The 21,193-nt window shown below is 57.9% G+C and carries 18 protein-coding genes; 11 read left to right on the top strand and 7 right to left on the bottom strand.

Going from position 1 to position 21,193, the window contains the following annotated elements; translation table 11 throughout:
* Positions 1–3: 3 nt before the first annotated feature.
* A complete protein-coding gene (locus tag ACI514_RS09960; protein WP_405123690.1) occupies positions 4–2,478 on the bottom strand; it encodes a UvrD-helicase domain-containing protein in 2,475 nt (824 codons plus the stop codon).
* Between the two features lie 279 nt (positions 2,479–2,757).
* On the opposite strand from ACI514_RS09960, the gene ACI514_RS09955 reads away from it, so the two are divergent.
* Positions 2,758–3,453: a pirin family protein gene (locus ACI514_RS09955; RefSeq protein ID WP_160058018.1), complete on the top strand. Its 696-nt coding sequence runs from the start codon at positions 2,758–2,760 to the stop codon at positions 3,451–3,453.
* Positions 3,454–3,523: 70 nt separating this feature from the next.
* On the opposite strand, the gene pgm is transcribed toward ACI514_RS09955, so the two are convergent.
* The 4 genes from pgm to ACI514_RS09935 form a co-directional block, all read right to left on the bottom strand.
* Positions 3,524–5,170 (bottom strand): phosphoglucomutase (alpha-D-glucose-1,6-bisphosphate-dependent), encoded by a 1,647-nt coding sequence (gene pgm, locus ACI514_RS09950; RefSeq protein WP_160058020.1) that lies wholly within the window; start codon positions 5,168–5,170, stop codon positions 3,524–3,526.
* A gap of 105 nt (positions 5,171–5,275) precedes the next feature.
* Positions 5,276–6,673 (bottom strand): PLP-dependent aminotransferase family protein, encoded by a 1,398-nt coding sequence (locus tag ACI514_RS09945; protein ID WP_405123689.1) that lies wholly within the window; start codon positions 6,671–6,673, stop codon positions 5,276–5,278.
* Positions 6,674–6,722: 49 nt separating this feature from the next.
* Positions 6,723–8,174 (bottom strand): hypothetical protein, encoded by a 1,452-nt coding sequence (locus ACI514_RS09940; RefSeq protein WP_405123688.1) that lies wholly within the window; start codon positions 8,172–8,174, stop codon positions 6,723–6,725.
* Positions 8,175–8,723: 549 nt separating this feature from the next.
* Positions 8,724–9,746: a zinc-dependent alcohol dehydrogenase family protein gene (locus ACI514_RS09935; protein ID WP_016983050.1), complete on the bottom strand. Its 1,023-nt coding sequence runs from the start codon at positions 9,744–9,746 to the stop codon at positions 8,724–8,726.
* Positions 9,747–10,016: 270 nt separating this feature from the next.
* Between ACI514_RS09935 and ACI514_RS09930 the strand changes: the two genes are divergently transcribed.
* The 3 genes from ACI514_RS09930 (at position 10,017) to ACI514_RS09920 (ending at position 13,224) form a co-directional block, all read left to right on the top strand.
* Entirely contained in the window at positions 10,017–10,931 is a 915-nt protein-coding gene (locus tag ACI514_RS09930) for a LysR family transcriptional regulator (protein ID WP_007914920.1), read from the top strand.
* 153 nt (positions 10,932–11,084) lie between these two features.
* Positions 11,085–12,353, top strand: coding sequence for a tyrosine-type recombinase/integrase (locus tag ACI514_RS09925; protein WP_405123687.1), 1,269 nt, complete (start codon positions 11,085–11,087; stop codon positions 12,351–12,353).
* Positions 12,354–12,663: 310 nt separating this feature from the next.
* Complete coding sequence (locus tag ACI514_RS09920) at positions 12,664–13,224, top strand: hypothetical protein (protein ID WP_405123686.1); 561 nt, start codon at positions 12,664–12,666, stop codon at positions 13,222–13,224.
* 11 nt (positions 13,225–13,235) lie between these two features.
* On the opposite strand, the gene ACI514_RS09915 is transcribed toward ACI514_RS09920, so the two are convergent.
* A complete protein-coding gene (locus ACI514_RS09915; protein WP_405123685.1) occupies positions 13,236–13,808 on the bottom strand; it encodes a flavodoxin family protein in 573 nt (190 codons plus the stop codon).
* Between the two features lie 213 nt (positions 13,809–14,021).
* On the opposite strand from ACI514_RS09915, the gene ACI514_RS09910 reads away from it, so the two are divergent.
* From ACI514_RS09910 to ACI514_RS09880, 7 genes are all read left to right on the top strand, one after another.
* Positions 14,022–14,900: a LysR family transcriptional regulator gene (locus ACI514_RS09910; RefSeq protein WP_405123684.1), complete on the top strand. Its 879-nt coding sequence runs from the start codon at positions 14,022–14,024 to the stop codon at positions 14,898–14,900.
* Between the two features lie 72 nt (positions 14,901–14,972).
* Entirely contained in the window at positions 14,973–15,386 is a 414-nt protein-coding gene (locus ACI514_RS09905; protein WP_405123683.1) for a putative quinol monooxygenase, read from the top strand.
* Between the two features lie 39 nt (positions 15,387–15,425).
* Complete coding sequence (locus ACI514_RS09900) at positions 15,426–15,836, top strand: DUF1330 domain-containing protein (RefSeq protein WP_405123682.1); 411 nt, start codon at positions 15,426–15,428, stop codon at positions 15,834–15,836.
* Positions 15,837–16,319: 483 nt separating this feature from the next.
* Complete coding sequence (locus ACI514_RS09895; protein WP_405123681.1) at positions 16,320–17,294, top strand: alpha/beta hydrolase; 975 nt, start codon at positions 16,320–16,322, stop codon at positions 17,292–17,294.
* 257 nt (positions 17,295–17,551) lie between these two features.
* Positions 17,552–18,136 (top strand): cyclophilin-like fold protein, encoded by a 585-nt coding sequence (locus ACI514_RS09890; protein WP_405123680.1) that lies wholly within the window; start codon positions 17,552–17,554, stop codon positions 18,134–18,136.
* A gap of 84 nt (positions 18,137–18,220) precedes the next feature.
* On the top strand, positions 18,221–18,964 hold the full coding sequence (locus tag ACI514_RS09885; RefSeq protein WP_405123679.1) for an SDR family oxidoreductase: 744 nt from the start codon (positions 18,221–18,223) through the stop codon (positions 18,962–18,964).
* A gap of 59 nt (positions 18,965–19,023) precedes the next feature.
* Positions 19,024–19,974: an aldo/keto reductase family oxidoreductase gene (locus tag ACI514_RS09880; protein ID WP_405123678.1), complete on the top strand. Its 951-nt coding sequence runs from the start codon at positions 19,024–19,026 to the stop codon at positions 19,972–19,974.
* A 76-nt stretch (positions 19,975–20,050) separates the two neighbouring features.
* Here ACI514_RS09880 and ACI514_RS09875 read toward each other — a convergent pair whose 3' ends face one another.
* Positions 20,051–21,187 carry a metallophosphoesterase gene (locus tag ACI514_RS09875; protein WP_405123677.1) on the bottom strand — a complete coding sequence of 379 codons (1,137 nt, stop codon included), beginning with the start codon at positions 21,185–21,187 and terminating at the stop codon, positions 20,051–20,053.
* Positions 21,188–21,193 lie beyond the last annotated feature (6 nt).

The raw sequence follows: 21,193 nt of genomic DNA, 5'->3' as shown, positions 1-21,193 counted from the left end.
TGCCTATGCGGTTTGTTTGGTGATGCGGTGATCAACGAAGAACGGCTTACCCTTGGCCACCCGGTCAGACGCCCTGGGCATATTCACCGCTTGCGCTTCCTGCGGTTCGACATACCAGTAGCAATGGCTGACAGCTCGTGTAATACCGACGTAGGCCAGGCGCAGGATCTCGTCCTTTTGCGCACTGTCGTACGGTTCGCTGTCACCCGATTTACCCAAACCTGCCATGCGATAAACCTGGTTCTTGTAGGGCGAGCTGGTCAGGTGCTGACAGTCACCGAGCAAGAACACTGCATCTGCCTGCAGGCCTTTGGCGCTGTGGTAGGTCAGTTGTTTCAGGCGCCGCGCCTCGTATGGCAAGCTCGAATCCACATTAACTACGGACTGAATATGCTGTTCAATCAATAACTTATCGCTGCTTTTTCGATACAACATCAAGATTGAATGACCTTGACGATAGTGTTCGGCGAGGCGCTGACCCAAAGCCTGATCGTCGCGCTCCAGCACATTGACCGGCTGCAGCGGCTTGGGTGCGCCGCTGGCCTTGGCCTTTTTGCCGGGGATCGCTGGGGCGGCGCGGACGATATGTTCAGCGGCATCAATGATGTGCTGGTGGCTGCGGTAGTTATCGCTGAGCATCACCCGCGTGGTGCTCGGCGACGGGAATTCCTTGTCGAACGCCATGAAGTAGCTCGGCGAACTGCCGCGCCAGCCGTAAATCGACTGCCAGTCATCACCGACGCACAGCAACGACGAACGCTGCGCGCCCCGCCCGACGTGCATGGCCGGGCCACGACTGCGGATTTCCGCCAGACTTGCGCGAATCCACGAGACGATCTGTGGCGAAACGTCCTGAAATTCGTCGATCATCAAGTGCGACAACGGCCTGAGTAACTCGTCGCTCAACAGCTTGAGGTTCCCCGGCGAATGCTCGCTGAACAGCGCGAACATGCGGTTGTAAGTCATGACCGGCGGTTTCTGATCGAGCAGATGATCTTCAAAAGTCCGCCAGAACAGACTCAGGGCCTCAAAGAAAAACCGGTCCGGGTCATCCTTGGCAAAGCTCATGCGGCTGACGGCGTCAGGCACATCCAGGCCCAGGTTCTCGATGAAGCCTGCCGCTGCGACAAAACAGTCGAGCAAAGGAGCGGAAGCCAACTCGCCCTTGACCTTGTAATCGAAGCCCGGCCCGGCACTCGCATCGCCCGCCAAGGTTGCTAGAACACGCCTTGAAGACTCATAACTATCAAGCCAAATCAACGGCTTACGGCAGAAAGCTTGAAACAGAGTGCGCTTCACCGCCCATTCTGCGCGTATGCCGAGCTTGGCATTTGGCCGGCTCACCTGCGGGTTTTCCCGTGGGTCGAAACCTAACACTACCCACGCATCCAGACTCGGAATGTAGCCGTGGCAATGGAATTTTGCGCCGTTGATGTCGAAAATCTGCCGGTTCGGCTCAATGCCCTTGATCGGCCAGGCACCGGCACGGAACCACAGATCTTCGATGGCATCGCACAGTTCTTCGTCGCGCTGGGAGGCCAGCTGCGTTACCGCTACGCGCTTCTGCACGTCCGGGTGATCACGCTCCAGCTCCTTGAGCTGCAAACCGGCGCGAGACAATGGCTGAATCAATTGGCGAAAACGCTCGTCCTGGTTGAACAAGCGGTGATAGCAGGCGTTGAGTTGCTGGCGTTGCGCATCGTTGATGCGCAGGTCGAACGGGTTACTGTCGACCTCCTCGTCAGCACCTTGCGCTCGATGACTGAGGTTTTCAAAGGCCTGCAAGCGCTCAAATCCCGGCAAGCTGCGCACCATCGGCAGAATGCGCGAGTGGAATGTACGCACCAGTTCGCGCGCCTGGCGCAGATTCAGCGCCTGGCCCCAGAGCGCGAACAGCTCAATCAATTTGTTGATGAAATCCTTGCGCGACTCGCGGGTGAAGGTCACCACAGTCATCGAATCCAGCTCAAAGCCCAGATAGTGGTTGAGCAGCAGGATGCGCAGCACCAGCGTGGTGGACTTGCCCGCGCCAGCGCCGGCGACCACGGATGTCGAGGGGGTTTCGCTGAAAATCATCTTCCATTGCGCGACGCTTGGCTGAGCATGCTCAGGCAATAAACGCGCGACATCGGCCTTCATGCGCTTTTTCAGCTCGGCCGTTAGCGGCAGGCGCCAATCGTCAAACAGATGATTATCAACGCTCGGCGGGCGATGCTCAGTGTTGCGGCTGTCACGGATCAGCAGTACCTGCCGGCCTTCTTCCAGCCCCTCCAGCTTGCCTTCCTTAAAGCCATATTCGACGCCAGCGGTGTGGCCGCTGCGGAAACCATCGGCCTGGCCGTGCAGCCACGATGCCCGGTGCTGCGCGCGCAGACGCGTCAAACCATGGCCGAAGAAGCGTGCAGCCAGGCGTTTGAACCAGGGCATCTCGGCCAAGGGGCGAAGTTCGGGAGGAAGATCGGGGGTGTGTTGCGTCACGCTGACGGGCTCCAGTGTGTGAGGCTGTTGCGGCTATGGTGTCTGTATTTGCCGTTCAGTTCTAGCGAAATGCTTACAGGTCATTGGTTTAGGCGATGAACTGAAGGTGAGATGAGACGCTTTCGAGCTGCTTTCTTATCTGGAATTTCGATCATAACGCCGCACTTTTTACGCTTTTTATCGATCATTAACTGATAGATGATGGCCGTCATAAACCACCGGTGTCGCGTCGGGTGTCAACCATTCACACCCCATGACGAACCTTTTGAGGAGACGATCATGCTTGAACTCAGACCTTTCAGCTCGCTAGGCGGCGCCCATCACGGCTGGTTGGATGCCCATCACCACTTTTCGTTCGCCGAGTACTACGACCCACAGCGCATGAACTGGGGCAACCTGCGGGTGTGGAACGATGACGTGATCGCTGCCGGCACTGGCTTCCCGCAGCATCCGCACCGCGACATGGAAATCATCACCTATGTCCGTGAAGGTGCGATTACTCACCAAGACAACCTGGGCAACAAGGGCCGCACCGAGGCTGGCGATGTGCAAGTGATGAGCGCCGGCACCGGCATCGCTCACAGCGAATACAACCTGGAAGCGAAAGACAGCAAGATCTTCCAGATCTGGATTCTGCCGACGGAAACCGGCGCCCCGCCATCTTGGGGTGCCAAACCCTTTCCGAAAGGCCAGCGTGAAGGCTTTGTCACACTGGCCAGCGGCAAGGATGGCGATGACCAAAGTCTGCGGATTCGCGCCGATGCCAGGTTGGTCGCGGCCAATCTCAAGGCGGGTGAAACCGCGGAATATCACCTGGACGAGGGCCGTCGCGCCTATCTGGTACCGGCCACCGGCGTGATTGAAGTCAACGGCTTGCGTGCACAAGCTCGAGACGGTGTGGCAGTGGCGCATGAGCAAGTGCTGAGCGTCACGGCCATTGAGGACAGTGAAATCGTCTTGGTGGATTTGGCTTGATCGCCTGAAGGGCAGACAAAAAAAAGGGGCAACCATCACGGTTGCCCCTTTTATCATGCGCTTGCGAGCATCACTTGCTGGAGATGGCGCCATCCACCAGCGTCTGCGCTTCAACGACCAATTGCTTGAGGTGGTCGTCACTGATGAAGCTTTCAGCGTAGATCTTGTAGATGTCTTCGGTGCCCGACGGACGCGCGGCGAACCAGCCGTTTTCAGTCATCACTTTCAGACCACCAATCGCCTGATCGTTGCCTGGGGCATGGCTGAGAATGCTCTGGATTTTCTCGCCGGCCAGTTCGGTCGAGGTGACCTGGTCAGGTGACAGCTTGCTTAGCAGTGCTTTCTGCTCCGGATTGGCCTTGGCGTCGACGCGCACCGAGAACGGTTCGCCCAGCTCATCGGTCAATGCCTTGTAGGCCTGGCTCGGATCGCGACCGGTGCGCGCGGTCATTTCGGCGGCGAGCAGCGCCGGGATCAGACCATCCTTATCGGTGCTCCACACGCCACCGTCCTTGCGCAGGAACGATGCGCCGGCGCTCTCTTCACCACCGAAACCCAACGAGCCATCGAACAAGCCGTCGGCGAACCACTTGAAACCGACCGGAACTTCGTACAAACGACGCCCCAGACGCTTGGCCACGCGATCGATCAGACCGCTGCTGACCACGGTTTTACCCACGCCAGCGTCCGCGCGCCATTGTGGGCGGTTCTGAAACAGGTAATCGATCGAGACAGCGAGATAGTTGTTCGGCGCGAGCAAACCACCGGACGGCGTCACGATTCCATGACGGTCGTGATCAGGGTCGCAAGCGAAGGCAACGTCGAAACGCTCTTTCAAGCCGATCAGGCCTTGCATCGCATGGCTGGACGACGGGTCCATACGAATCTGGCCATCCCAGTCGACGGTCATGAAACGGAACGTCGCGTCGACTTCCTTGTTAACCACTTGCAGATCGAGGCGGTAATGCTCGGCAATCGCCGACCAGTAGCGCACCCCTGCTCCGCCCAGCGGATCAACGCCCAGACGCAGTTTGGCGTCACGAATGGCGTCGAAGTCGATCACGTTGATCAGGTCGGCTACGTAGCTGTTCAGGTAATCGTGACGATGCGTGGTGCTGGCCTTGAGCGCCTGCTCGTAACTGATGCGCTTCACACCGGTCAGTTTGGCAGCCAGCAGTTCATTGGCCTTGGCTTCGATCCATTTGGTGATGTGGGTGTCAGCCGGCCCGCCGTTGGTTGGGTTGTATTTGTAACCACCGCTTTGTGGCGGGTTGTGCGACGGCGTGATGACGATGCCGTCCGCCAGGCCCGAGGTGCGGCCACGGTTGTAGCAGAGAATGGCGTGGGAAATGGCCGGTGTCGGCGTGTATTCATCACCTTCGGCGATCATCACCGTCACACCGTTGGCGGCCAGAACTTCCAGCGCACTGGCCCCGGCCGGGGTCGACAGTGCGTGAGTGTCGATGCCGACAAACAGCGGCCCGGTGATGCCCTGGGCTTCGCGGTACAGGCAGATCGCCTGGCTGATGGCCAGAACGTGCCATTCGTTGAAACTCAAGTCGAACGAGCTGCCCCGGTGTCCGGATGTACCGAACGCCACACGCTGGGTGGAAATCGAGGCGTCGGGCTGTCCGGTGTAGTAAGCCGTTACCAGTCGCGGGATATCGACCAACAATTCTGCCGGTGCCGGTTTGCCCGCAAAAGGACTGAGTGTCATGCAAAACCTCTGAAATAGAGTGGTTCAGGAATAGAGCGCAGTTTACTGGCAGTTTGACCGCAGTGCGATGGGATCTATCCGGGACGCTCTCGATGTTTTTTAACGTTATTCACCGGGTGCCAGGCGCAAGGCGTCACCGAGCAGGCCGACCACGCGGGTCAGGTCATGCTCGCCGTGGCTCAGCGGACTCAACCGCACATGCTGCGCATGCAGGCCTTGCAGGCTGAACAGTTCGCCCGGCGCAATAATGATCTGCTGCCTCAACAGGCACTGGAACACCTGCGCCATGTTGACCGGCCGCAGAGAACGCACCCACACGGTCGCGCCACCTTGGGGCTCGACAACCTGCAACGCATCGCCGAGGCGTTCGCGCAGCAGCTCAATCAATTGCGTGCGACGCTCCTTGAGCATTCGTCTCAAGATCAACAAATGCTGATCCAGCCGACCACCCGCCAACAGCCTGGCAACGGCCTTCTGACGGATCGGCGACAAGCGAAACGCGCGCAACAGAAAATGCCGCTGCAACTCGTTGCGCCACTGCCGTGAGAGCAATATGCCGAAAGGTGCCTCGGCACCGATGAACTTCTCGAACGTGGAAAACACCAGCAGACGATCAGGGTCCAGCCAGTCGCGCAATCGTTGGGCGCTCCCTCCTTCGTGGAGTTCGCTGTAACAATCGTTTTCCAGCACCCAAGTGCCATGGCGCCCGAGCAAATGCGCGACTGCCTGTTGGTTGCTCAGCGGTATCAGGCTGCCCCGTGGCATGCTCAACGCCGAAGACAACAGGATCAAACGCACCGGCTCACTCTTGAGTACCGACTCCAGCCGCTGCAGATCAATCGCGCCAGCGGCAAACGGCAGTTCGATCACACGCACCTCGGCGGCTTCCAGCAGACGCAGGATCACCCAGTCACAGGGCGACTCGACGACCACGGTGGCGCGACGTAACTCAAGCACGGAAATCAGAATGTCCAGGACACCGCGCAGATCTGCGCCGATGTAGACGTCATCCGCACGCCAGTAATTGGCGGTGGACGAGGTATAACGCGCGGCCATTACCGTGCGCAGTTCAAGTTCTCCGCAAGGTTGCACCAGCGCTTGCGGCTGGCGTGGATATTGACGCAGCAGTTCCCGCTCCAGCATCAATAATGGACTGTCCAGCGGTTGCAGAGAGGCCGGCTCATCGGCGCTCAGCACGCACATGCCCGGGCGCCTGGCATTGACGTAAACGGTTTCCAGCAAATCACTGCCGCTATCGGGTGAGTCCGTTACGTGTAGCGCTTGCGCGTAGTATCCGGATTTGGCGATTGAATAGACCCGGCCTTCCTTTTCCAGCAGCGAATATGCGTACTGGACCGTCGAGATCGACACATTGAGCCGATCCGCCAATTGTCGCAGTGATGGCAAACGCACCGCCGAGCCACTTCCCGCCTCGTCTATCAGCAGCGTGAGGTATCGATATACCGCCTGATAAACAAAGTCATTCTGCCTCGCCGCTTTCACAAGCTCGCATCCGTTGGCATGGCTCCATCTCCCTGCACGAAGCTCACGTTCACCCCTCCGCTGATCGATCATCTGCCGATTCAACGACCGGGTCCTGCGAGGCCGTTTCAGCGGCAGCAGGCATATGAACAGGTCCCATCGCATACAGCCGCACAATCAACCTGACCGGCAGTCCACTGACATCCGTCATCCATTTCATGACCTGTTCCGGCGCATGCAGGCCCTGCATCGCCCGGTGCAGATCCGGCAACGCCACCAACATGCCAGGGTGACAATTGCGCAAGAAGCGCTCGAGCCCGGCGCCAGCATTGATGAACGGTGAAAACAGCAGGCACGTCAGCTGGATTTCATTCAGTTCAAAATTGGCAAGCAGAGTGCTTTCTGCCTGCTTGCGCAGATACTCGGGCTCCTGCAGATTGCCGAAACTCGCCAGCAACTGTTCGCAAACAGGTTCGGGAACCTGTTTCTCTCGCATGGATATCAGGCAGTTTTTCAGGTAATCGGCGACGCCAGCCTCGTAGGTCTGTCCCTCGATGAAGTGCGCCTGCAAGCCCCGAAGATGCGCGGCTACCAGAGGCTCCACATGTTCGTTGTCAACTTGATAAAGCGTCAGTTCATCAGCCTGGAAACCGAGAAAATCGCTCAACAAAGGCCAGCGTTCTTCGAGCTTGCCGACAATCATGTCGTTGATACTGATGAAACTGGTGCGCCGACAGGCCTCGAATTGACCTTCGGGACGCCAGGCTACCCGCTCTTCTTCGGGATAAAACTCGCGGTAATAATCGCCGCCCAGTCCATCGAGAAGCGGGAACAGCATGTCAAAGCCGACAGGACTCACTTGCGGCCCGGCAATTGCGGCTTTCTGCGCGGCGCGCCCCAATCCCTCAAGGAAGTGCCCCTGACGGCGCACGGATTCACTGCCAATCATCGCATCGACGCCATTGTTCCAGCGGGCCACCTGACCGTAGAACTCGGCAGTGGCCAGATAAGCGTCATCCCATAGTTCGAGCGTTTCGTTCCAGGTTCGACGATGTCCGATCAGCAGCAAATTGATGCGGTTGGCCTCACGCCCCGCCTCGCCAATGGGTGCCTGATGGTCAAACGGCAGAACCTCGCGGTGATCCACCATCACCAGTTCGACTCGAGGATCGTCATACAGAAACAGCGCGCTGTAGCTGCGGTGCATGTTTTGCAGGGACGCCTGGCTGCTGCCGTTCCAGCGCAGGTTGGCGACCCGCAACTGAAAGGTCGCGGGCGAGCGGCCAGCGATGGTCAGTTGTGCGGCCCGTAACAGGGCCAGCGTATAACAACTGTCGCGCGACCCTGACTGGCTCACCAGAACCTTGAAATGACCGATGTTCTCCATACCGCCGGCAGCCACTGCCAGTCGCTGGATCAGCAACTGCAGCGCCGTGCGTTCTGCTCGAGAGAAGAAACTCAGCAAACGCTGCAATACTTGCTGGTAGACATAGTTCATTGCCTGATCATGGATCGTGCTCATCGGTATTTACCCGGTATCGAAAGTTTCATGCCGCGCGGACTGAAAAATCAGTCAGGCGACAATTCATCAATAAGTAATAGACGTTCGAATGCTAACACTTACAAGTTTGTAGTTATTTGAAACACTTGAGCTGATTAAACCCCTGCCGTCGCCGAGACGCAGCCTCAAACCCCTGTAATTGTTGAGATATTTTTTTTGGGACGCGATCCTAGGAAACTTCCCACAATGTCCCACGACAAGTGAGTACAAGAAAAAGAGAAGCAGTTTCCGAATAGCCCTACAACAATTAAACAGAAGTTGGCGCAACCAACGGATTTAGCCGATTGATATAGCGCAGGACAAATTGAATGCACAGCCATGGCTCATTCCTTGAGATGAAAGTAATCATTCAATTATCAGGGCTTACATTGTGATTAGAAGATACAGATCGAGAGCAAAAACCAGTTCAGTTGCTGAACGGTCCCGGGCATAGCGCCAGGGAGCTCTGTTTTTCAGGAGGGAAGGTAAACGCACGAGAGTCCGTGGGGCCACGGACTCTGATGACAGGGCTTACGCCGGTTCGACCTGCAGCGCGACCCGTTCGCGGCATGGGCATTCGTCCATGTAGCGATGCGCTTCGACGAACTCGTTGAACGGGAATACACGCGTCTTCAGCGGCAGCAACACGCGGTCGGCGGTCAACTGGTTGATGTCACGCAAGGCACGTTGCAAGGCGACGTGATCCTGAGTGATGCCCAGTTCCGGCTTGCCGGTGAAGTTGCCGATGCAATGCACGAAAAACTGGATGTTCTTCTGGAACGCTGCACAGGCCGGGAACGGCGTCTGATTGCCGCCCTGCAAGCCATACAACACCAGGCTGCCACGCGGCGCCAGCACATCGCCAAGCAACGACATCTGCGGGCCGCCGAGGCCGTCGAACACCACGTCGACACCGCGGTTGTCGGTGATCTTGTTGATTCGCATCAACAGATCTTCCTCTTCGGTGACAATGACCTTTTCCGCACCAAGGGACAGCAGGTACTCGCGCTCTTCGGCTTCTTTGGTCGCGGCAATCACCCGCACACCCATTGCCTTGCCCAACTGGACAAACGAAGGACCGGCGCAATGGCTGGCGTCCGTGACCAGAGCGAACTGCCCTGGCTTGACCCGCGCCAGATCGGCGTAGGCAAAATAGGCGATCAGTAGCGGCGTGTAGTGCACGCTGGCTTCGATCGGGCTGAGCACATCCGGATAACGGGTCAGCGCAGTACGCGGCAGCACGATTGATTCGCCGTAGACCGGGTAGTCGTTCGCACTCTCGGCCGGAAAGCTGGCGACCTTGTCACCCACTGCCAGATCATCGACACCGTCGCCGACAGCGGTGATCACACCGGCCATCTCGTGACCAAGACCCGCAGGCAGTCGCGCCTGAGACGAGGCCAGGTTCTGACGCCAGAGGGTGTCGTACCAGCTGATGCCGATCGCCTCGACGCGCACCTGCACTTCGCCAGGACCTGGCTGAGCGGCCGCATGCTCTTCGCATTTGAGCACCTCGGCCGGACCAAACTTGTGAAAACGGATCGTGCGGGACATCGCAAACCTCGTCAAAGTAACCTCTAATGCCATGAACTCTATCTGGGCTTTTGACCCAAGACCATCAGTGGCTATTAATAGTCGACATGCCTGTCATTGATTCCGCAGCAGGGGCGGCATTGGCAAAATCCATGAAAAAACTGCTGCCACCGTCTCAGTTAAGCTGAATTTTCCGGTGCAGAGTACCAGCCTTTCCCCGTAAGATTCATGCCGGCCATTGTTCTCATATGGCCGCTCTCGTCAAGCTTGATGACTCTGCCAGGACTCCAGATGAATCGTAATGACCTGCGTCGTGTCGACCTGAACCTGTTGATCGTATTCGAAACATTGATGCACGAACGCAGTGTGACCCGGGCGGCAGAAAAACTGTTTCTCGGTCAACCGGCGATCAGTGCGGCGCTCTCGCGCCTGCGCAGCCTGTTCGATGACCCGCTATTCGTGCGCACCGGTCGCAGCATGGAACCGTCCGCCCGCGCGGTGGAAATCTTCGCCCTGCTCTCGCCGGCCCTCGATTCGATTTCAACCGCTGTCAGCCGCGCGGCCGAATTCGACCCGGCGACCAGCACCTCGGTTTTCCGTATTGGCTTGTCCGACGACGTTGAATTCGCCCTGCTGCCGATGCTGCTCAAACGCCTGCGCGCCGAATCCCCGGGGATCGTGCTGGTGATCCGTCGCGTCAACTACATATTGATGCCGGGCCTGTTGGCCTCCGGCGAGATATCCATTGGAGTCAGCTACACCACCGACCTGCCGGCCAACGCCAAGCGCAAGGTCCTGCGTCGCAGCGCACCAAAACTGCTGCGTGCCGACACCGTGCCGGGGCCGCTGAGCCTGGATGACTACTGCGCGCGTCCGCATGCACTGGTGTCGTTCGCCGGCGACCTCAGTGGTTTCATTGATGAAGAGCTTGAGAAACTCGGGCGCAAGCGGCACGTGGTGCTGGCCGTGCCGCAGTTCAATGGTTTGAGTACGTTGCTGGCGGGCACTGACATCGTGGCGACCGTGCCGGATTACACGGCGGAGGCGCTGACGGCGGCTGGTGGCGTTCGGGCGGAAGATCCGCCGTTGCCGACGCGCACGTTTGAGCTGCATATGGCGTGGCGGGGGTCGCAGGATAATGACCCGGGTGAGCGGTGGTTACGGTCGCGGATTCAGATGTTTTTTGGGGACCCCGATAGTCTGTAATGGAGTTCCAGTAAGCTCCATAAACGTTTTTTATAACAACAGGTTACTTGTTATTTCAGTCCATTGCCGCCTGTCTAAATCCAATGGATTCCAGGGCTCACGGGGGCATAATTGGGGGCAAATTTCGGTTCCTTAAAAAGGATGCCCCCACCGATGCCCCCAGATAATGCGGTTGTTTTCAAACGAAAACTCAGCGATGCCTTGATCCGCTCACTGACCGAGCCCGGCAAACACGCCGATGGCGAAGTCCCTGGCCTCTATTTGGAGGTAAGGGCGTCGAGCAAGGTCGGCAAATCCCCCTCAAAGGTTTGGCGATTGAAGTATCGGCTGCATGGCAAGGAAAACCGCTTCTCAATCGGCGCTTACCCCGACATCGGTCTGAAAGAAGCGCGCGATATTGCCCGCGGCGCACGCCGCGACGTGGCTAACCACACCGCCCCGCTCAAGGCCAAGACCTCCAAAATCGAGGCGCAACTCCTCAACGAGGTACGCACCTTCGAATACGTGGCCAAGCAATGGTTGGCATTCAAGTCTGCCGAACTGGTGACCAAATCCATCTCGGGTTTTAGAGGAGCGCTGAACAACCACATCTTGCCTGCGATTGGTAAAACACCAATCAGCGAGATCAAGTTGGAGCACATCACCACAATCATTACCGAGTTGCGTCGCAAGCGCACCATGGCCATGGCCCGGCGCGTGCGCACTATCATCCGTGCCGTCCTGGGCTTTGCCGAGGGGCGCGGCTGGGTGGAACGCAATGTAGCGCTCAGCAACATTGAGGAGTTGAAGATCCGCCATGTCGTGACCAGCAACCCAGCGATCGAAAGGCCGGCCGACCTGGGCAGGTTTTTGCTGCGACTGGATGACTGCAACGACGGCAGCGTTGCCGCCGCAATGCGCTTGCTGGTCATGTTGCCGGTCCGCCCAGGCGAACTGGTGCAGATGCGCTGGGAAGATGTCGACTTGGTGGCCGCCGATTGGCGCTATGTGGTGAGCAAGACCAAGCATTTGGACAAGAGTAAACACATCGTGCCGTTACCTGAGCAAGCCTTGGTTTTGTTACGCGACTTGCATAAAATCCGCGTGGTGGATAAAGAAGGCAAAGGTTGGGTGTTCGTGTCGCCGGTTTACCCTGGTCGTCCCATCAATCCAACCTCAATGCTCAAGTCCTTTCAGCGTATTTGGCCGGAGTACGACATCACCGCGCACGGCTTTCGCGCCACCTACCGGACCATCGCACACGAGCACTTGGGTATTGATCCAATCGTGCTCGAATTGTCGTTATCTCACCGGATGCCAGGTGCACTGGGGGCTGTGTATGCCCGCGCACAGTTACTAGTGCAACGCCGAGAGGCGGCGCAACAATGGGCAAACTACCTAGACCAGTTGCGGCAAAACGCTGCGCGCGTGACCTCAGATTGACGATATAGCGAAAAATCAGGAGATGGAGTGGGAAACGAGACTCGTATCTGGTGTCCGACCCTTTGAAATTTAAGGGCTGTTTTTTCTTGCCGGGGCAGGAAAAGACTTGATTCTGGACTTGTTTCTGAAGGGTATCAAGGACCATTAAAGGAGATATGCCAGGCTATGTCATTTTATTCGGCCCATAGCCACTCGGACGGGAAGCCCCCTTGGACGTACTGTTCGAAAAGCTGCCCATTCCGTAAGCACTAGGCGGAGCCGGGAAATACATCAAGTCAGCACCAAGCACCGCAATGAGGCCCGTCACAGCTTGGTCGACCGTGACGGACGTTGGCACGGTGATTTGGGCTCCCTGACCATTGCGCTCCAATTCCCACCGATAAACCCGGTCATCTCCAAGACGGTTGCTGATGCACCGGTGATTCAACAGGTCATCCGAATGTTCGGGCGTTCCGAACCGCTCCAGATGACTCGGCACCGCCGCGACAACCCAGCAAATATCGGCCTAGAGTCGCCGGCTCACCATGTCCTCCGGGACGGTACCACCGTAACGGCACATAGCAGCGAACAGCGCTTGCCAGTTGGCGAAGGGACCGAGCGGAATAACCTCCCAATCAATGAGGCCTGCCTTGGCGAGCGGGAACTCGGCCAATGCTGCCTTGGCGACTTCGACAGATTCGGCTTCGGCGATGATCGCGACACCGGGACGATCCTGCCGGAAATAGATATCCCGGATAATGTCGCCCTTGTACATCTGCTAGGTGTGACGGACTTCGTCCGCCATGTGTGGTGCATATTTTTCCATCGTGGCGCCGGGCTGCGGGACGTCGAGGCAAAGCAATTTCATGGTCTTGCTCCTGGATTGGATTGAGGCGAAACGGCTTATACAGAACTGAAGCGACGGGCAGTCTGGGCGACTCGTTTGCCTAGATAAGAGGCGGTATCGAGATCACTGCGAATCGGCGTGAGATCGGCGCCTTGGTCGTTGTTCGACTGGGTCATGGCGCCGAGCCAACTTCCATGACGATTGAGGTCGTTCTCGCTACCGGTGCTACTGCTGTTGCCCGGCATCATGTCCAGACCGACCCAGATCATGCCGTGCTGAGCGGCGAACAGCGCCATGGAGACCAGCGAATTCAGCTTGTCGCCGTGCTGCGCGCCAGAATTGGTGAAACCGGCAGCGAGCTTGTCGCGCCACTTGAGTTCGATCCACGCGGCCTTCGTGGAGTCCTCAAAGAACTGTTTGAAACGGGCGCTGATCATGCCGTTATAAGTCGGTGAGCCGAAGATAATCGCGTCGCTCTTCTCTAGCCGTCCCCAGTCGATCGGGCCATCCGCTACGGCGATCAGCCGGACGTCGACACCGACGACCAATCTGGCGCCTTCAGCAACTGCCTCGGCCACACGTGCGGTATGACCATAACCACTGTCATACACAATTGAGATCAACTTCATCTAACTCCCCTGTTCTCTGGCCATATGCGAGATCCATAGGCTGGTAGTTCTTTTGGTGTGACCCTACGTTGCAAAAACACGGAAACACGTGCTGCTGTGCTACTTTAAAGTAGAATACGATTCGGCATTGGAGTTAATAATTCTCACCAATGCATCATATAATTCTACAATCGTAGGAAACTTGCCGTGCGTGATAGATTCGATGGTGTACAGTTGTTCGTCGAAGTCGTCGAAGCCGGTGGTTTTGCGAAAGCCGGTGAACGGGTTGCTTTGACGCGTTCGGCAGTCGGCAAAGCGATTGCACGTCTAGAGGAGCGACTTGGTGTTCAGCTGTTTCAGCGGACCACAAGAACTCAGTGTCTGACCGAGGACGGCCAGCAGTACTATGAGCGCTGCCAACGTGCGATCGATGAGTTGCGCGCAGGTGAGACTATGCTGGAGAACGGCCGGCGGGAGGTCGTCGGCAAGTTGCGAGTCACTCTTCCTGTTTTGTTCGGACGCTATCGCGTCGCGCCCATCTTGCGGTCCTATGCGCGCCAACATCCCAACCTCGAGCTGGAGCTGAATTTCAGCGATCGCCAGGTTGACTTGATCGCCGAGGGCTTTGACCTCGCAGTACGCAACGGTCGGCTAGGCAATGGCTCGACCCTGCACGCACGCCAGTTAGTCAGTCAGCGAAAGGTGCTGTGCGCCTCGCAGGCTTATCTCGAAAGACGGGGTGAGCCACACTCATTAGCCGATCTTACTGACCATGACCTGCTCCCATACTGGCGCAACGATTACGGTTTGGCGTGGAAGCTTCCCGACGAAAAAGGTGCGCTCGTTGACGTTCTTGTCACCTCACGCCTGCGCTTTGACGACTTGGAGGTGATTGCGGACGCTGCCGCCGAGGGCATGGGCTTGGCTTGGCTTCCTTACTGGCTTATCCGGGATCGGATGCAGCAGGGCTCACTTGTAGAGATATGGGGAGATCGGCCTAGAGCAGCCATGGAGTGCTACGTGGTCTGGCCTGCTGCTCAATATTTGCCACTTCGATCTCGACTTGCGATCGACGTGCTTGTCTGCGATTTGGAGAAATGCCCGCAAGACTGATAGCACCCTCGATGATTGAAAGGTAAGTCATGCGCAGCGGCATCAGCCCCCATTGACCCAAGGAGATATCACATGACGAAAAACAGAAACCGACTCCTGCCGGCAGTATTTTTCGCTGGCATGGCAAGTAGCCTCGGAGCAGGTACGGTGCAGGCACAAGAGGCACCCACGACCGTTGTACGCATTGCCGAATTGGTGATCGATCCGGCACAGCTTGAAGCCTACAAGGTGGCCGTCAGGGAAGAGATGGAAGAATCCATCCGTGTTGAACCCGGCGTGCTCGCCATCTACTCAGTAGCGGAAAAGGGAAAGCCCAACAGTCTTCGTTTTTTCGAGATTTACGCCAGCGAAGAAGCCTATCGAGCACACATCGAATCCCCGCACTTCAAGAAATACGTAGCGATCACACAGCCAATGATCGTGTCGCGCAAGCTGATCGAAACACAGCCCATCCAACTCAGCGCCAAAGCGTTACAACCTGACTGACGACCAACGTCACCTCGATCTTGCGAAGGAGCATGACCCATGAAGTTGAATAACTCCGCATTTTATATGGCCGTCGCGACTGTAATCTTGACCCTTGGCGCGCCCATTGTCCAAGCTCAGACACCGCCTCCCCAGGCTCAGCAGGCTAAAGGAAGCACCCCTGCCTACTACATTGCCGAATTCGAACTGACCGACCCGGAGGGAATCAAGCCATACCGGGAGCAGGTGGATGCCACGTTTGAGCGCTACAGCGGACGATACATAGTGCGTGCCCCCGGAGTCAGCCCGCTCGAAGGCAGTCCACCGAGTCATCGATTGATCATCATCGAGTTCGATAGCCTTGAGCAGGCTCGTGCCTGGTACAACTCACCTGAGTACGCCAAGATCCGGCCCTTCCGGCAGCGATCAGGCCATACCAATGCCTATATCGTCGAAGGCGAGCCGAAGTAGAAAGGGGAAACGGCATCGGCGTGCGGATCAGAAGACTTGGATGACCTGCCGCGATCATGTTGATAGCGATTGGACTTGTTTTCGATGGGCATCAAGGGCAGAAGAAATCCAAACCAGGCCCACACCGCTCGATTCAATTGACGTGTTCATTAGCCAACGCCACACAGACCGCCCGAAGCTCGGATGAACTCACCGCTCACCCAAATGCGAATCCACCTCTTCACCGGTAGGTTCCCATTCCGAACAGCTTGGATCACAGAACCGATTATCCAATAGCGTGCATAGATGCTTGCAATTTCGTGCGATGTTTTGGGGCAGTGACAGGCATACATTAGCTGGCAAAGCCGATCCCGACGGGCAACGTCATTTACGAAACATGTTCCCCATGGTTCGAAAAGCCTATGACGCCGACGACAAGCCCCCCGCTGCTCGACGGGTATCCAGGCTGGCAGGAACAATCTCAACTACATGTAAGGCAAGCACATGCAACTGACACAGGAATGGGACAAGACTTTCGCCAAGAGCGACAAGGTGGACCATAAGAAGATCACCTTCACGAACCGCTATGGCATCACCCTAGCGGGCGACCTGTACCAACCGAAGAACGCCAGCGCAAAACTCGCAGCTATTGTCGTCTGTGGCCCGTTTGGCGCGGTGAAGGAGCAGGCCTCCGGGCTTTACGCGCAAACCATGGCCGAGCGCGGTTTTGTCACTCTGGCCTTCGATGCATCCTACACCGGGGAAAGCAGCGGTGAGCCGCGCAACGTCGCCTCGCCAGACATCAACACCGAGGATGTGAGCGCGGCAGTTGATGCTCTTGGCCTGCAACCCTCCGTTGATCGCGAGCGGATTGGCGTCATCGGCATCTGCGGTTGGGGCGGCATGGCGCTGAATGCCGTGGCCTTGGATAAGCGCGTCAAGGCGGTTGTCGCCAGCACCTTGTACGACATGACCCGCGTCATGTCCAAGGGCTACAACGATAGCGTAACCCTCGAACAGCGCACGCAAGGGCTCGAACAACTGAGCGCACAACGTTGGGTCGACGCGGAAAATGCTACCCCTGCTTACCAGCCCCCCTACAACGAACTGAAGGGTGGTGAAGCGCAGTTCATGGTCGATTATCACGATTACTACAGCACGCCCCGCGGACACCATCCGCGCGCGGTCAACTCGGGCAACTCGTGGACCATAACTACACCCCTGTCGTTCATGAACATGCCGATCCTGACCTACATCGCGGAAATTTCCCCACGCCCGGTCCTGTTCATCCACGGTGAAAACGCCCACTCGCGCTACTTCAGCGAAACCGCTTACGCGGCCGCGGCGCAGCCGAAGGAGCTGATGATCATTCCAGAGGCCAGCCACACCGATCTGTATGACCGCGTGGACGTGATTCCTTTCGACAAGCTGACGACCTTCTTCACGCAGCACCTGGCCACGGCGGCACGCGCCGCTTGACGTCTTGAGGCAGTCGCATCCAGGCGGACAACGCGCCTGGATGCGACTGAGCGGGATGACGCGCCCTACGGTATGGATTGATGCCACTCAGCACTTCTGACTTTCCAGTGAGGATCGCAACCAGAACTGGCAATAGACCACTCGCTGAGGAGCATCGGCGCCATATTGCTGAGCTAATTCGCGCTCGAAACCTACGAATTCAAGTGCAGGCGCGGCAACGCGTCTTGCCCATTTTCCGCATTGCAAAGGAGAACAACATGCAGAGCAAAACCGTTGACGTCGGTGCAGGCGGCGCTCTCTCCTCTCTTGGCGCTGCAAGCCGTAGGCATTCCTGGCACCGGCGGGCCATGCAACAGCTTGGAATGCCGTTGCTTCTCCTCGCACTGTGCAGCGGCCATCCCGCCCACGCCGCCAGCACTGCGCTGCCCGTGGCCGCTGAGCAGGATGTCACTCAAGCACCCAAGAAATCGGATGAATCACGCCTGTGGATGACCGTCGGGGAACGTCGCTTCGCCATCACACTGGCCGACAACGAGGCGACTCGCGCATTCACCGCCACGTTGCCGCTGACACTGGACATGGAGGACCTCCACGGCAACGAGAAGAAAAAAGAACTGCCTGACGCGCTGCCCACCAGTGAGAGCCGACCCGGTACGATCCGCAACGGAGACCTGATGCTTTGGGGATCGCGCACCGTGGTCGTCTTTTACAAGACCTTCGACTCAGCTTACTCATACACCCGTCTGGGCCGCGTGGACGATCCGACTGGCCTGGCCCAGGCGCTCGGCCATGGCGATGTTCGGGTGGTGTTCTCCCAAGAGCAGCGTGCGCCGACAAAGTAGTCTCCCCGCGCTCAACACCGACCTGAGATACCGCCTCATCATCTGCTGCGTCTCCTTCGCAGCCCGAATCCAGAGAGAAAAATCATGATCAAAGACAAAGTAGTCATCATCACCGGCGCATCGTCCGGAATCGGCGAGGCAACCGCCAAGCTGCTCGCGAGCAAAGGCGCCAAAATCGTGCTCGGCGCGCGACGCGAAGACAAGCTCAAGCAGATCGCGGACGAGATTCTCCTGAGCGGAGGCCAGGTGGTTTATCAGATACTGGACGTGACAAAGCAAGAGGAAAACGACCGCATCGTCCAATTGGCCAAAGAAACATTCGGCCGTGTGGACGTCATTTTCCTGAACGCGGGACTGATGCCGAACTCGCCGTTGTCCGCCCTGAAGACCGAAGACTGGCACCAAATGATCGATGTCAACGTGAAAGGTGTTCTGAATGGCGTAGCGGCCGTGCTGCCCGAGTTCCTGGCACAGAAGTCCGGGCACGTGATCACCACCTCGTCGGTGGCGGGGCTCAAGGCCTATCCGGGCGGCGCTGTTTACGGCGGGACGAAGTGGTTCGTGCGCGACTTCATGGAAGTCTTGCGCATGGAGTCCGCCATGGAGGGCAATAACATACGCACCGCGACGATCTACCCGGCCGCAGTCAACACTGAATTATTGGCGACAATCAGCGATAAGCAGGCGCTAGACCAGATGCAGGACATCTATGACAAGTACGGCATTTCTCCAGACCGGATCGCCAACGTTGTCGCCTTCGCAATCGACCAGCCTGATGACACCACAATCAACGAGTTCACCGTTGGCCCCGCAAACCAGCCTTGGTGAATGCATTGCAGTCAGGCAAGGCGTCCGACAGCCCACCACTGCCCTGATAAGGAGCTTTCATGAAGACCGTACTACTAGGATCAACCAATACTCGGGTTCCCAACGTCGTCACGGGCATGATGCGCATCGCCGGCAGCACCGATGACCAGATCCGCGCGCTCTACACCACGGCGCGCGAATCGGGCATCAATTTTTTCGATCACGCTGACCTCTATGGATTCAACCATCCCGGCGGTGGCCCGCATTTGTGCGAACGCCGGTTCGGCGAGGCGCTGCGACTCAGCAGCGCTGAGCGTGAGCAGATCTTCCTCCAGTCCAAGACCAGTATCGTTGACGACCCGTGGCACTATGATCAGTCGTACGAGCACATCGTGGAATCGGCCGAGAGGTCGCTAAAAGCGCTAGGTACCGACTACCTGGATGTGCTACTGCTGCACCGTCCCGACGCACTCGTGGAGCCGGAAGAAGTCGCTCGTGCATTCGACCATCTGGAGTCCACCGGCAAGGTTCGCGCGTTCGGCGTTTCCAACCACACTCCCCGTCAGATCGATTTGCTCAAGACCGCCGTGACTCAGCCGATCCTGGCGAACCAGGTCCAGCTTTCGCTGACGCATTCGACGATCGTCGCACAGGGCCTGTCGTCGAACATGACCGGCTTCGACGACTCAATCACTCGTGACGGCGGCGGCATCGTCGACTATGCGAGGATCAACAAGATCACACTGCAGGCGTGGTCTCCATTCCAGAAAGCTTTTCAGGATGGGGTGTTCTTCGACTCTCCCGACTACCCGCAACTGAATGCCGAACTCAAACGATTGGCTGTGAAGTACGACGTCACTCCGACCGCAATCGCAACAGCCTGGATCACCCGTCACCCCGCCGGCATCCAAGTAGTGCTGGGTACCACGAGACCCGAGCGCCTCGTCGAGGCAGCTGCGGGCTCGAATATCCCGCTCACCCGCCCCGAATGGTACGGGCTGATCCGAGCGGCTGGTCACAACGTTCCCTGAACTGCCCGGGCGTCGAAAGCGGCGCCCGTCTCCTGATGCGAGCCCCTCACCTCTCCTGACTGGAGTTCCGCTTGGATCATGCCCGCCGAAGCGTAATGATCGAAATTTCTCGTGGCACACCGATTCGCAAGGGTAGCCAGTGGCCCAGTCCAGAAGTGACGTCGAGGGACGCCGCCCCGTCACGATAGATCCCATGCATATAGTCGTAAGCGACGATCACGGGCCGCCCGAAAAGCCGTACCTGTCCGCCGTGCGTATGGCTGGCCAGGGTCAATACAGCACCCCGCGCAGCCGCGATAGGAAAGAACTCGGGGTGGTGTGACAGCGCAATGAGCGTATCGCCAGGCGACGCCTCGGCGAACGCCAGGTCTGCGAACCTGCGCATGGCAGCATCCTGCTCGTCCCGTGGAAGCATGTGACGTCCATCCGAGGCGAGCGGGTAATCTACGCCGGCGATGCGCAACGGCACGCCGCGCGGGTGCACTACAACACTGTTATTGATGAGTACCTGGATACGAGGGTTGCGCGCACGCAAGGCGGCGACTACGGCGGCTTCGTTAGGGTACTTGTCATGATTGCCGAGGATGGAGAGCACAGGCAGCGCGTTACTTCTCTCCAAGGCGTCCAGCGTCGGCTCCAGCTGGCTGAGATCGTCGATGAGATCACCCGTAATCGCCAGCAAGTCCACCTTACGCGAATTGACGATGTCGATGGCCTGGGCAAAGTCCTCGGGCACGATGAAATGCCCGATGTGGACATCACCTATGTTAGCGACCCGCAGTCCGTCCAAACCTTCGGGCAGACCGTTCACATGGACCACTTCTTCGCGAACCACTGGGCCTCCGACGGTGCCGAAGCTCACACCGCCCCCAACGATCACTGAGGTGGCGACCAAAATCAGAGGCACGCGTACGCTGCTGGTCGAGCGTTGACCAAACAGGCGACGCCCAATGAGAAACAGCCCGACGGGCAGAATCAGGAACACTGCCGTCAGCACCGCACCGACCCAGGCACTGACCAGCCAGCGCCCGGCTTCGCTCCATGCTCCCTTGAGTTCAGGTAGCCCCCACCAGATAAGGTGTACAACGGCGGCGAAAACCCAGAACGCCACGATGCAACCCCGCGTGCGCGCGGCGCGACCAGTGACTAGGAGAAACAAGCCTATGATGATCGTCAACACAATCGAACGAACAAACACAAACTCGTAACTCATAGCCTA

This window comes from Pseudomonas sp. M20, assembly GCF_045037865.1.
Taxonomy (GTDB): Bacteria; Pseudomonadota; Gammaproteobacteria; order Pseudomonadales; family Pseudomonadaceae; genus Aquipseudomonas.
The sequence above is the reverse complement of the archived record's forward strand: the minus strand, read 5'-3'. Positions and strand labels throughout refer to the sequence as shown.